Source organism: Streptomyces luteolifulvus, from assembly GCF_008806595.1.
GTDB lineage: Bacteria > Actinomycetota > Actinomycetes > Streptomycetales > Streptomycetaceae > Streptomyces > Streptomyces luteolifulvus.
Window position 1 is genome coordinate 248,645 of the sequence record NZ_VZRB01000001.1, and the last position, 11,803, is coordinate 260,447.

An 11,803-nucleotide genomic window follows, 5' to 3' on the forward strand; every position below is an offset into this window, starting at 1 on the left:
TCAAATGCCCGCCTGCCTGGCGGGGCCTAGAGTGCCGGGATGAGCATGACGACCCCGCCCGGCTGGTACCGCGATCCCTCGGCCCCTCACATGGAGCGCTGGTGGGACGGCACGGCCTGGACGGAGCACCGGCGCGCACCCGCGGCCGCTCCCGGACAGCCGGTGCCGCAGCCTCCGTCGGCAAGCGGCGGCACCGGCCGGGCGAGGGTCGTCGCCCTCACGACCGCGGGCGCCGTCCTCGCCGCGGCGGTCGTCACGGGCGCGGTCGTGCTCGGCCAGGGCGACGACGACGGCGGCGGCGCGGAGGCGGAGACCGTGCCGACCCGGGTGACCTCGGCTGCCGCCCCGACGAGCGCCACCCCGTCCCCCTCGCTCTCCGCCGACGATCCGTTGGTCGTCGTCGACGAACTCAACGGCATCACCCTGCCGCTGCCCGACGGCTGGGTCAGGCCGAAGAACATCGCCGTGGAGGACGTCGTCATGACCACGGACGGTACGTACGACTGCCCGGCCGGCGTGGGCCTGTGCCGGCACGGGCTCGTCATCTCGCGCACCGGGACCTCGACCGACGAGACCTCACCCCGGGCCCTCGCCCAGCAGGACATCCCCGACGCGGCCGACGCCGCCTACGACCGCGACCTGACCGGCCGACGCCCCTTCGGCGGCATCGAGTCCCACCAGGTCGTCGGATCCGGACAGGTCGCGGTGGCGGGACGCGCGGGCTGGTACGTGCGCTGGCGGGTGCGCACCGCCGAGGGCCCCGGCGGCTATGTGCAGTCGCTGGCCTTCCCGTCCAGCGTCGGCACCCAAGCGCCGGTCGTCGTGCGCTTCGTCTTCGACGCCGGCAAGGACGGGCCGCCGCTCGCCGACATGGACAAGATCACCAAGGGGATCCGGGTGCTCGGCGACGCGGATGCAGGCGGCGGAGTGGGCAGCAGCATCGGCCCGACCGGCTGACCGGGCGGTCACAGGAAAGTCCGGCCTTCTCCGCGGTACGTCGGGACGGTCGCCGTCACCGCGTCCCCCGCGACCAGGTGCAGCGTGTCGAACCGCTCGCACAGCTCGCCCGCCTTCGCGTGCCGGAACCACACCTTGTCGCCGAGAAGGAGGTCGTCGGCGGGGGAGCCGAGCAGGGGCGTCTGCACCTCGCCGGGGCCCTCCTGAGGGTCGTACCGCAGGCCCTGCGGCAGATACGGCACCGGCAGCCGGTCGGCACCGGCCGCGCCGGAGGCCGGATAGCCACCGCCGAGGACCGTCACGACCCCCACCCCCGGCCGCCGTACGACGGGCAGGGCGAACAGGGCCGCCGGACGACCGCTGAACGACGTGTAGTTGTCGAACAGCCGCGGCACGTACAACCCGGAGCCCGCCGCGATCTCGGTGACCGCGTCCTCCGCGGCGGTGTGCTGCACACTGCCCGTGCCGCCGCCGTTCACGAACTCCAGGTCCGGCACCACGGCCCGGACCGCGCGCACCGCCTCGGCGCGCCGTTCGGCGAGCTCCCGGCGGGCCGTGGCCTGCATCAGCCGCACGGCACGCGAACGCAGCGGACGTCCGGCGATCGCGTCACCGACACCGGCGACATGACCCTCGTACCCCATGATTCCCACGACCCTGAACCCCGGCCGCCGGGCCACCGCCCGCGCCACGTCGGCCATCTGCGCGGGGGAGTGCAGCGGCGAGCGCCGGGCGCCGACCCGCACCCGCCCGCCCAGCAGCTTCAGCGAGGTGTCCAACTCCAGGCAGACACGCACCACTTCACGCCCGCCCTCGCGCGCGGCGTCGATCAGCCGGAGCTGGGCCGGATCGTCGATCATCACCGTCACGGCGGCCGCGAGCTTGGGATCCGACGTCAGCTCGGCGAATCCCGCGCGGTCCGCCGACGGGTAGGCGAGGAGGACGTCGTCGAACCCGGAGCGCGCCAGCCACAGGGACTCGGCGAGGGTGAAGGACATGATGCCCGCGAAGCCGTCTTTCGCGAGGACGCGTTCGAGCAGGGCACGGCAGCGCAGGGACTTGCTGGCGACGCGGACCGGCTTGCCCGCCGCGCGGCGGACGAGATCGTCCGCGTTGGCGTCGAAGGCGTCCAGGTCCACGATCGCGAGCGGGGCGTCGAGATGGGCGGCGGCCCGGTCGTAACGGGCCCGGTCAGCGGCGCGCGCAGTCATGAACGAAGCCTGCCAGACAGGATTACCGCAGGGTAGGGGGACGTTTGGGGCAGATGCCCCGGGGTCGCGGGACTGGTTCCCGTTCGAGTGGGGGCAGCCCGTAGAGTGACGCGCACGCACGGAGGAGCGAACCCGGCCGCAGGCCGCGCGGGGATGGCGCTCGGCCGGTGCGGGTATGCGTGTCCGGGACGGCCGAGTCCACGCCGGGCACGCGCGACAGGACACGACGGTCCGTGAACGAGGTGACCACCCGGACACGAGGAAGCGGGGGTGCATGAGCACGGAAGCGCGGCGCGCCCCCGTTCCCCCACGCCCCGGCACGCCACCGCTGCCGTCCCACCCGCCCACGGCCGGAGAGGAAACGTCCCCCGGCGACGATGCGGCCCCCGACGCCGCTGTACAGCCGCCCGCGAGGTGGGAGGCCTTCGTACGACGAGACCCACAGCGCACGGACGCCCCTGCGCCGACGGCGCCGCCCGCACCACCGGCATCCGGCGGGGGGTCGGCTGCGGGGGGTGCTCGTACGCAGGCCTCCGACGGTGCGCGTGCGCCGGGTGCGGACGGGGCGCGGTCGTCTGCGCCGGACGGTTCGCGTGCGGGGATACAGGAGCCCGGCGGGGACCAGGGCCCCCGCGGCGGAACGTCGTCCCGGGCCGCCGGTACGGACGTCAAGGGCCCCCGGCCCGCGCCGGTCCCACTTCCGCGCAGCAGGCCCCGCTTCCCGAGCATGAAGCCTCCGGCCCCCCGGGAGGGCACTCCCGCCTCCCCGCCTCCGCCGCGGGCCTCGGCCCGCTTTCCGGACGCGCCCCCGGCGGCAGGTGGCGAGGCGCGGACCGGGAGCACGCCCGCGCCCGGCACCGTTCCGCGCCGGCCGGACCACCGTCCCCCGGTGCCGCCGAGCCGTGCCGACGTGGCCGAGACCTCGTCGGAGGCGGGCCTGCGTACGCCGCCGCCCCCCGCCGCGCCGCCCCCCCTCGCGACCGGCGTGGCTGCCGCCCCCGTATCTCCCTCCCCCGTATCTCCTTCGCCCGTACCTCCTCCCCCCTCTCCCTCCCCCGTGTCTCCGGACCCGGCGCTCTCCTGGAGTGCCCCCCTGGTGCCCGGGGCCGACCGGCCTGTTGTGTCCTTCGGGGAGCCCGAGGGGTACGACGAGCGGGCGCGGCCCCGGCGGCTCGGGACGCGGCTGCGGCCCCGGACCGCCGCTGCCGCCGCCTGCCTCGTGCTCGGGCTCGGTCTCATCGGCGGTGCCGTGACCGGGAGCTGGCTCGTCGGGGAGCCGGGCGGGAGCGGAGCGCGGGACAAGTTCACAGCGGCCGGGAGCCTGTGGCACAACGTTCCCGTGGACCAGTTGTTCCCGCCGACCGTGCAGGGGCAGGGCGCCGGTCCCGGCGGCGCCGACCGGCGCTGGACGCGGATCGCCGTCGCCCCGGACAGCGGCTGCCGGGGCGCCTTCGATCCGCTGCTGCGCAAGGCGCTCGCGCCCGTCGGCTGCAAGCGCCTCCTGCGCGCCACCTACACGGACGCCACCCGCAGCTACGTCACCACCGTCGGCCTGCTGTTCACCAAGGCGGACACCGCCGCCATGCGCGCCCTCGACACACGGTTCACCAAGGAGGGCCTCGACCGCCGCGCCGACCTGATGCCCCGCCCGTACGCCGCGAAGCACACCGTCGCCGAGGACTTCGGCACCGAGCAGCGTGCCTCCTGGACCGTCTCCGTCCTCACCGAGGCGCCCGTCGTCGTCTACGCCGTCTCCGGCTGGGCCGACGGCCGCACCGTCGACGAGCCGGAACCCGCCGAGGAGGCGCTGGCCTCCGGCGCCACCGGGGCCCCCGCCCAGGCCGGACTCGGAAACGAGGCACAGGGCCTCGCCGACCGCGTCGAGCGCGGCCTGCGCAAGACCGTCGCCTCGCCCACGGAGCAGCCCTCATGAGCCTCACGACCCGCCGGGCCGGCCTCCTGAGCGTCCTTCTCGCCGCGGCGGTCGCCCTCGTCCCGCCCACCACCGCGTACGCGGACGGCATCCGCGCCCGGCAGTGGGCGCTTCAGGCCATGCACACCCAGGAGGCGTGGCAGACCACCAAGGGCAAGGGCGTCACCGTCGCGGTCCTCGACACCGGCGTCGAGGACGATCACCCCGACCTGGACGGCAACGTCCTCATCGGCAAGGACATGATCGGCTTCGGAGCCGAGCGCGGCGAGCGCGCCTGGGCCCGTCACGGCACCGCGATGGCCGGCATCATCGCCGGCCACGGACACGGCGCCGGCAACGGGGACGGCGTCATGGGCATCGCCCCCGAGGCGAAGATCCTGCCCGTCCGCGTGATCCTGGAGGACGGCGACGCGGCCCGCGCCAAGGCCCGCAGCACCCGCGGCAACGCCCTCGCGCAGGGCATCCGCTGGGCGGCCGACCACGGCGCCGACGTCATCAACCTCTCCCTCGGCGACGACTCCGCCTCCGCCCACCCGGAGCCCACCGAGGACGAGGCCGTCCAGTACGCGCTGAAGAAGGGCTCCGTCGTTGTCGCCTCGGCCGGCAACGGCGGCGAGAAGGGCGACCACATCTCCTACCCCGCGGCCTATCCGGGCGTGATCGCCGCGACCGCCGTCGACCGCTACGGCACCCGCGCCTCCTTCTCCACCCGCCGCTGGTACGCCACGGTCAGCGCCCCCGGCGTCGACGTCGTCATAGCCGACCCCGACCACAAGTACTACGAGGGCTGGGGCACCAGCGCGGCCTCCGCCTTCGTCTCCGGCGCGGTGGCCCTCATCAAGGCCGCCCACCCGTCCCTGACCCCCGCGCAGATCAAGCAGCTCCTGGAGGACACGGCCCGCAACGCCCCCTCCGGCGGCCGTGACGACTCCCGGGGCTTCGGCTTCATAGACCCGGCGGCCGCTCTCAAGGCGGCCGACCGCCTTGATCCGGAGGGCCTGCGAGCGGCGTCGTACCGTGACGAGTACTTCGGCTCCGGCCCCGACACCGCCGAGTCGGAGGACGACACGGCGAGCTGGGCGGCCCCGCTCGCGGGCGGCCTGGGCGGCCTGCTCGTGATCACGGCGGTGGTGCTGTGGCGGGGCCGCCGCGAACGCCTCGAAGACTTCTAGACGGCCGGTCTAGCCGGTGGCGGACTGGGAAGCGGACAGGGAAGGGGACCGGGAGGCAGACACGGTTTCTCCGGCGAACACCGACACCGCCGCCCGCGCCGCCGTCTCGACCAGCGAAATCCCCTTCGCCTTGGTCGAGTTGCCGTGCGACAGCACGGCCGCCAGGTAGTCGTGGCCGTCCGCCGTCACGCGCCCGATGCTGTTGATGACCCACAGCCCGGTGGTGCTGCGCGGCAGCCAGCCGTTCTTCAGGGCCCACCCGGAGCCGTCCGCCGCCGCCGACACACCCCAGTGCTGGTCAGCGGCGACCTGCCCCATCAGCCCGCGCAGATACGTCCGTGAGGCCTCGCTCAGTTCCGTGTCGTCCCCGAACACCTGCTGAAGGAGGGTGAGCTGGTCGGCCGCCGTGGTCCGGGTCAGCCCCCACAGCAGGCCGTCGCCGCCCTCGGTCTCCTTGAGCCCGAAGCGCTCGTTCGCGGCGTCGAGGCCGTCCGCCTCGCCGATGATCCGCCACAGCGCGGACGCGGAGGCGTTGTCGCTGTTCTCGATCATCGCGGTGGCGTACGTCTTCTCGGCCGCCGTGAGGTGCCGGTCCGCGTCCTGCGCCTGGAGCAGCAGCGTCGCCAGGATGTCGACCTTGACGATGCTCGCCGTGACGAACGCGCCTTCCCCGTACGAGGCGCTGTCGCCGGATGCCGGGTCCAGCACCGACACCGACACCTCCGTACCGTCCTCGACGCCCATGGACTGCATGGCCTCGGCCAGCAGGACGTCGTAGTCCACCGTCGGCTCCGCCACGGTCTCCACCGATGCCTCCCTGCTCGCCGACGGCGTCGCCGACGACGATAGGGCTCCCTTCCCGGTGTGCGCCTGCGCCTTCACGTAGACGGTCCCCGCGGCCGTGGCACCCACGACGGCCACGGAGGCAAAGGCGGCACACAGCAGGGGACGTCCGCGAGAGACCGGGCGAGCGCGACGACGGGCGGTGCGCGCGCTACGGCCACGGCGGACGCGGCGGGCTCCGGACGACTCGGACGACTCCATGCCCGCGATCGTCGGGGCGGCGACTGTGCGCGCCGTTGCACGGACGTGAGATCCGCGTCAGGAAACTCTGAGAAACCCGTGAATGCGGTGACGGCCCGGTTTCGGCCCCCGCACAAGGGCGGCGGAATCCCCTCGATAGGGTCGGTGACCGTGGCGAACAAGAACATTCCCGACCCCGGCTTCCGCGACGACGACGGCTCCGCCGACCCCCGGCTGAGCGCCGCGCTCGCCGCCTGGGCCGAGGACCGCACCGCCGAGGGACCCGTCCTGGAGGCGCTCAGGGACGCACGGCTGCTCGTCCCCGTCGTCGCCGTGCTCGGCGAGGTCGAGGAGGACGCGAACGGGCTGCGCCGCGAGAAGACCAGCGACATGGCCGTCCCCACCCTGAAGGCCGGCGGCCGCACCGCTCTGCCCGCGTTCACGTCAACGGACTCGCTGGCCCTGTGGGACCCGGGGGCCCGCCCCGTCGCCGTACCGCTGCACCAGGCCCTGCGGGCCGCTGCGCACGAGAAGGCGGACACCATCGTGCTGGACATGTCCGGGCCGGTGCCCTACGAGCTGACGGGGCCCGCGCTGCTGGCGCTCGCGGAGGGGCGCACCACGACCGACCCGCTGGCCGATCCGGCCGTGCTCGACGCCGTACGGGCCGCGCTGGCCGCGGAACCCGCCGTGCTGCGCGCCCATCTCGGGCCCGGACAGGCCGACGGGACCCTCGCCCTCGTCCTGGACCCGGCCGCGTCCCCGGCCGAGGCCGCCGGCGCGGTGGCGCAGCGCCTGGCCGCCGACGACACACTGAGGGCCCGCCTGGTGCGCGGCCTCGACCTGGCACTGCTGTCGGCCGAGGCGACACCACCGGGCGAGCCCCTGTACGTACGCGGTTGAACCAGGAGTCCTGGCCGAGTCCTAGCCGTAGAGGGGGCCGGTGTACTTCTCGCCCGGTCCCTGGCCCGCCTCGTCCGGGACGAGCGACGCCTCGCGGAACGCCAGCTGGAGCGACTTCAGACCGTCGCGCAGGGGCGCCGCGTGGAAGGAGCTGATCTCGGTCCCGCTCGCGTCCAGCAGCCCGGCCAGGGCGTGCACCAGCTTGCGGGCCTCGTCCAGGTCCTTGTACTTGTCGCCCTCCTCCGTCAGACCGAGCTTCACGGCGGCCGCGCTCATCAGGTTGACGGCGACCGTCACGATCACCTCGACGGCGGGGACCTCGGCGATGTCGCGGGTCATGTCGTCGAAGTCGGGAGACTCGGGGGTGCCCGAGGGGGAGGTCTCACTCATGCAGGACACGATAGGTGCCACGGGGCGGACGGCCCCAGTCGGCCTCGGTTAGCCGTTCCCGGTCCGAGCTGCTAGCCTTGTGTGACGACCGGCCGGACCACAGTGCCCGGCCCACAAGTGGAGGCTCCGATCTCCCACCCGACCGCCCTCCGGGACGGCGGGTCACCCCGGTCAGGCGGCCACCATCGTTCCGTACGGACGATGGAGTCGCCCGAAAGCGCGCCCCGCGGTCATCGCGGCGGTGCTCCGGCAGTGTAGGGAGCCCCGCCTGTGATCGTCCGGGGCATTTTTGTGCTTCGGTGCGGTTAGGTCTTACGAACAGAGACATACGCGGCTGTCCGCCAGACCGCCGTGTGGTGCTACCGAGGAGGATCCATCAGCGCCGAGCCCCGCATCAACGACCGGATTCGCGTTCCCGAGGTGCGACTTGTCGGTCCCAGCGGCGAGCAGGTCGGCATCGTGCCGCTTGCCAAGGCCCTGGAGCTTGCGCAGGAGTACGACCTGGACCTGGTCGAGGTCGCGGCGAACGCCCGTCCGCCCGTGTGCAAGCTCATGGACTACGGGAAGTTCAAGTACGAGTCGGCCATGAAGGCCCGTGAGGCGCGCAAGAACCAGGCGCACACGGTCATCAAGGAGATGAAGCTCCGGCCGAAGATCGACCCGCACGACTACGACACCAAGAAGGGTCACGTCGTCCGGTTCCTCAAGCAGGGCGACAAGGTCAAGATCACGATCATGTTCCGTGGTCGCGAGCAGTCCCGTCCCGAACTGGGCTACCGGTTGCTGCAGCGCCTTGCGGAAGACGTCCAGGACCTCGGTTTCGTCGAATCGAACCCGAAGCAGGACGGCCGCAACATGATCATGGTCCTCGGTCCGCACAAGAAGAAGACCGAGGCGATGGCCGAGGCCCGCCAGGCGCAGGAGGCCCGCAAGGCCGAAGCGAAGGCCAACCCCGGCCGCTCGCAGAACGCCGCGGACGCCGACAGCGCGGTGGACACCGAGGCCCCTGCCGAGGCTTCCGCCGAGGCGTGATCCCCGGGGACACGAGTCCCCAGGATGTAACCGAAACAAGAGCGACGCTCCACCGTGCCCGGTTTTCGCGACCGGGCACCGGAGCGCCACCGACGAGGAGAGAACGGCGCTATGCCGAAGAACAAGTCGCACAGCGGTGCCAGCAAGCGCTTCAAGGTCACCGGCTCCGGCAAGGTGCTCCGTGAGCGCGCCGGCAAGCGCCACCTGCTCGAGCACAAGTCGTCCCGCGTGACGCGTCGCCTCACCGGCAACGCCGAGATGGCCCCGGGCGACGCCGCGAAGATCAAGAAGCTTCTCGGCAAGTGACACGGCGGCGCGTGAGCGCCGTACGCAGTCAGGACCGGGACCCAATCGTTTCCGGGCCGTGTGAGTCCAACCACGGCCCCGCTACAAGGAGTTAACAAGTGGCACGCGTCAAGCGGGCAGTCAACGCCCACAAGAAGCGCCGGGCGATCCTCGAGCAGGCCTCCGGCTACCGCGGTCAGCGTTCGCGCCTGTACCGCAAGGCCAAGGAGCAGGTCACCCACTCGCTGGTCTACAACTACAACGACCGCAAGAAGCGCAAGGGTGACTTCCGCCAGCTGTGGATCCAGCGCATCAACGCCGCTGCCCGCGCCAACGGCATCACCTACAACCGCTTCATCCAGGGTCTGAAGGCCGCGAACGTCGAGGTCGACCGCAAGATCCTGGCCGAGCTGGCCGTCAACGACGCGGGTGCCTTCGCGGCGCTCGTCGAGGTGGCGCAGAAGGCGCTGCCGGCGGACGTCAACGCGCCCAAGGCTGCGTGACGCTGCGCCGGCCTCGGGCCGACGTGACCGAACGGACCCGCAGGCTGAGCAAGCCTGCGGGTCCGCGCGCGTTCTCCCGGCGGCGGGCAGTCGCGCCGGCATAGCTGCGGCTGTCGAGCCGACCTGGCTGCGGGCATGCGTGCTGTTGCGGCGCGAGCAGGACAGCGCGTCGACCCGCCCGGTTCGGGACCGCCGAAACCCGCCGTACCGATCGAGCGCCGTTGCGCAGGAGAAGCTGTCCGAAGGTGAGAAGCACATGCCCCCCGCCACCCCCGAGCTGATCTCCCCCCGTTCCCCCCGCGTCTCCGCCGCCCGGCGGCTGGCCAGGCGGAACTTCCGGGGGAAGGAGCGGCTGTTTCTCGCGGAGGGGCCGCAGGCCGTGCGGGAGGCCGCCGCGCACGCGGACACGCTGACCGAGCTGTTCGCCACGGTAGAGGCCGCGGAGCGCTACGCCGACATCGTCGCAGAGGCCCGCGACGCCGGCGCCCGGGTGCACCTCGCCTCCGAGGAGGTCATCGCCGACATCTCCACCACCGTCACCCCGCAGGGCCTCGTCGGTGTGTGCCGGTTCCTCGACACCCCCTTCGAGGACATCCTCGCGGCGCGGCCCAAGCTCGTCGCCGTCCTCGCCCATGTACGGGACCCCGGGAACGCCGGCACCGTCCTGCGGTGCGCCGACGCCGCCGGCGCCGAGGCCGTCGTACTGACCGATGCCTCCGTCGATCTCTACAACCCCAAGGCCGTACGGGCCTCCGTCGGCTCCCTCTTCCACCTTCCCGTCGCGGTCGGTGTGCCCGTCGAGCGGGCCGTCGAAGGGCTCAAGGGCGCCGGCGTCCGGATCCTCGCCGCCGACGGAGCCGGCGCGCACGACCTCGACGACGAGCTCGACAAGCACACCATGGGCGGGCCGACCGCCTGGGTGTTCGGGAACGAGGCCTGGGGGCTCCCGGAGGAGACGCGCGCACTCGCGGACGCCGTCGTGCGCGTCCCGATCCACGGGAAGGCGGAGAGCCTGAACCTCGCCACCGCGGCCGCCGTATGTCTCTATGCGTCAGCCCGTGCACAGCGCGCCTCCGGAGGGTGCCGCTCCGTCACCGAGAGCTAGTAGGGTGACCAGCTCGGGGGCCCTGCGCCGTCTGAGAGGTTGGGTACGGGGATGAGTGTCGGCACGAGCAGCGCACCGGGATCACCGGACGTGCGGGGCCCGGCCCGGTCCCGGCACGGCGACCCCGGCGGCATCGACCCCGACGAACTGCCCGACGGTCTGGTGATCGCCGACGAGGACGGCCTGGTCGTCACGTTCAACGCCGCCGCCGAGCGCATCACCGCCGTCCCCGCCGCCGACGCCCTCGGCCGGCACTTGGACAAGGCACTGCCCCTGGAGGACCTGGAGGGGCGGCGCTGGTGGCAGCTGACCGACCCGTACGGCGGCCTCGCCATCAGGGTCCGCCAGCCCGAGCGCAATCTGCTGCTCCCCGGCGGCCGTGAGGTCCTCGTGTCCGCGCGCTACGTCCGCGCCGAACCCACCGGACCCGTCCGCCGGGTCGTCGTCTGCCTCCGCGACACCGAGGCCCGCCGCCGCACCGAACGCAGCCACGCCGAACTGATCGCCACCGTCGCCCACGAGCTGCGCTCGCCGCTCACCTCGGTCAAGGGCTTCACGGCCACCCTGCTCGCCAAATGGGAACGCTTCACCGACGACCAGAAGCGGCTCATGCTGGAGACGGTCGACGCCGACGCCGACCGCGTCACCCGCCTCATCGCCGAGCTGCTCGACATATCGCGGATCGACTCCGGGCGGCTGGAGGTGCGCCGCCAGCCCGTCGACATCGGCGCGGCCGTCGGCCGGCACATCCAGGCGTACGTCGCCGCGGGCCAGCCCGCCGACCGGTTCCTGCTCCGGATCGAGCAGCCGCTGCCCGACCTGTGGGCCGACCCCGACAAGGTCGACCAGGTGCTGAGCAACCTGCTGGAAAATGCGGTGCGCCACGGCGAGGGAACCGTCACGATTGACATCACGCCCTCGGCGTCCCCGCGCGAAGGGGACGACGCCGGTACATCGGTCACGGTGAGCGACGAGGGGCCCGGCATCCCGGAGGAGTCCATGAACCGCGTCTTCACCCGCTTCTGGCGGGGCAGCAAGCGCGGTGGCACGGGCCTCGGGCTCTATATCGTCAAGGGCATCGTCGAGGCCCACGGCGGCACCATCACGGTCGGCCGCGCCCCCGTCGGCGGCGCCGAGTTCCGATTTACGTTGCCCGTGAGCGCTCCCGCCTATCTGGCCTGAGCAGCCCGCGGGCGATTCGCATACCCCGACCCCGTTAGACTCGGCCATTGGCACCTTTGCGTCCCAAAACCAGAGACGGATCGTCTCCCGATCCGTCTCAGGGATTC

At 72.9% G+C, this 11,803-nt stretch carries 12 protein-coding genes; 9 read left to right on the plus strand and 3 right to left on the minus strand.

The annotated features are described in order from the left end of the window. The first annotated feature begins 45 nt into the window (after positions 1–45). On the plus strand, positions 46–957 hold the full coding sequence (locus tag F7R91_RS01150) for a DUF2510 domain-containing protein (RefSeq protein ID WP_150943929.1): 912 nt from the start codon (positions 46–48) through the stop codon (positions 955–957). 8 nt (positions 958–965) lie between these two features. Here the strand turns inward: F7R91_RS01150 and F7R91_RS01155 are convergent, their stop codons facing one another. Next, positions 966–2,168 (minus strand): amino acid deaminase/aldolase, encoded by a 1,203-nt coding sequence (locus F7R91_RS01155; protein ID WP_150943467.1) that lies wholly within the window; start codon positions 2,166–2,168, stop codon positions 966–968. Between the two features lie 1,096 nt (positions 2,169–3,264). On the opposite strand from F7R91_RS01155, the gene F7R91_RS01160 reads away from it, so the two are divergent. After that, complete coding sequence (locus F7R91_RS01160) at positions 3,265–4,101, plus strand: hypothetical protein (protein ID WP_331000521.1); 837 nt, start codon at positions 3,265–3,267, stop codon at positions 4,099–4,101. Beyond that, entirely contained in the window at positions 4,098–5,273 is a 1,176-nt protein-coding gene (gene mycP, locus F7R91_RS01165) for a type VII secretion-associated serine protease mycosin (protein ID WP_150943469.1), read from the plus strand. The genes F7R91_RS01160 and mycP overlap by 4 nt, the downstream gene beginning before the upstream one ends. Positions 5,274–5,282: 9 nt before the next feature. Here the strand turns inward: mycP and F7R91_RS01170 are convergent, their stop codons facing one another. After that, positions 5,283–6,317, minus strand: a complete 1,035-nt coding sequence (locus F7R91_RS01170) for a serine hydrolase (protein WP_150943471.1) — start codon at positions 6,315–6,317, stop codon at positions 5,283–5,285. A gap of 150 nt (positions 6,318–6,467) precedes the next feature. Between F7R91_RS01170 and F7R91_RS01175 the strand changes: the two genes are divergently transcribed. Then, positions 6,468–7,199 carry an SseB family protein gene (locus F7R91_RS01175; protein ID WP_150943473.1) on the plus strand — a complete coding sequence of 244 codons (732 nt, stop codon included), beginning with the start codon at positions 6,468–6,470 and terminating at the stop codon, positions 7,197–7,199. A gap of 21 nt (positions 7,200–7,220) precedes the next feature. Here the strand turns inward: F7R91_RS01175 and F7R91_RS01180 are convergent, their stop codons facing one another. Then, the gene (locus F7R91_RS01180) at positions 7,221–7,589 is read right to left on the minus strand and encodes a DUF1844 domain-containing protein (RefSeq protein WP_150943475.1); all 369 of its coding nucleotides are present in this window, start codon (positions 7,587–7,589) and stop codon (positions 7,221–7,223) included. A gap of 351 nt (positions 7,590–7,940) precedes the next feature. Here F7R91_RS01180 and infC point away from each other — a divergent pair, with 351 nt between their 5' ends. The 5 genes from infC (at position 7,941) to F7R91_RS01210 (ending at position 11,696) form a co-directional block, all read left to right on the plus strand. Next, positions 7,941–8,621 (plus strand): translation initiation factor IF-3, encoded by a 681-nt coding sequence (gene infC / locus F7R91_RS01190; RefSeq protein ID WP_161064806.1) that lies wholly within the window; start codon positions 7,941–7,943, stop codon positions 8,619–8,621. A gap of 111 nt (positions 8,622–8,732) precedes the next feature. After that, entirely contained in the window at positions 8,733–8,927 is a 195-nt protein-coding gene (rpmI, locus tag F7R91_RS01195; protein WP_004933563.1) for a 50S ribosomal protein L35, read from the plus strand. Between the two features lie 98 nt (positions 8,928–9,025). Next, on the plus strand, positions 9,026–9,409 hold the full coding sequence (gene rplT / locus F7R91_RS01200; protein ID WP_055492778.1) for a 50S ribosomal protein L20: 384 nt from the start codon (positions 9,026–9,028) through the stop codon (positions 9,407–9,409). 256 nt (positions 9,410–9,665) lie between these two features. Beyond that, positions 9,666–10,514 (plus strand): TrmH family RNA methyltransferase, encoded by an 849-nt coding sequence (locus F7R91_RS01205; protein ID WP_150943477.1) that lies wholly within the window; start codon positions 9,666–9,668, stop codon positions 10,512–10,514. Between the two features lie 51 nt (positions 10,515–10,565). Then, positions 10,566–11,696, plus strand: coding sequence for a sensor histidine kinase (locus F7R91_RS01210; RefSeq protein WP_150943479.1), 1,131 nt, complete (start codon positions 10,566–10,568; stop codon positions 11,694–11,696). The last annotated feature ends 107 nt before the right edge of the window (positions 11,697–11,803 follow it).

What these genes read in the sequence shown, in the direction of transcription:
- F7R91_RS01210 (WP_150943479.1), top strand. Translation starts at nt 10,566, where the DNA reads ATGAGTGTCGGCACGAGCAGCGCACCGGGATCACCGGACGTGCGGGGC.
- F7R91_RS01150 (WP_150943929.1), top strand. Translation starts at nt 46, where the DNA reads ATGACGACCCCGCCCGGCTGGTACCGCGATCCCTCGGCCCCTCACATG.
- F7R91_RS01170 (WP_150943471.1), bottom strand. Translation starts at nt 6,317, where the DNA reads ATGGAGTCGTCCGAGTCGTCCGGAGCCCGCCGCGTCCGCCGTGGCCGT.
- mycP (WP_150943469.1), top strand. Translation starts at nt 4,098, where the DNA reads ATGAGCCTCACGACCCGCCGGGCCGGCCTCCTGAGCGTCCTTCTCGCC.
- F7R91_RS01205 (WP_150943477.1), top strand. Translation starts at nt 9,666, where the DNA reads ATGCCCCCCGCCACCCCCGAGCTGATCTCCCCCCGTTCCCCCCGCGTC.
- F7R91_RS01155 (WP_150943467.1), bottom strand. Translation starts at nt 2,168, where the DNA reads ATGACTGCGCGCGCCGCTGACCGGGCCCGTTACGACCGGGCCGCCGCC.
- F7R91_RS01180 (WP_150943475.1), bottom strand. Translation starts at nt 7,589, where the DNA reads ATGAGTGAGACCTCCCCCTCGGGCACCCCCGAGTCTCCCGACTTCGAC.
- rpmI (WP_004933563.1), top strand. Translation starts at nt 8,733, where the DNA reads ATGCCGAAGAACAAGTCGCACAGCGGTGCCAGCAAGCGCTTCAAGGTC.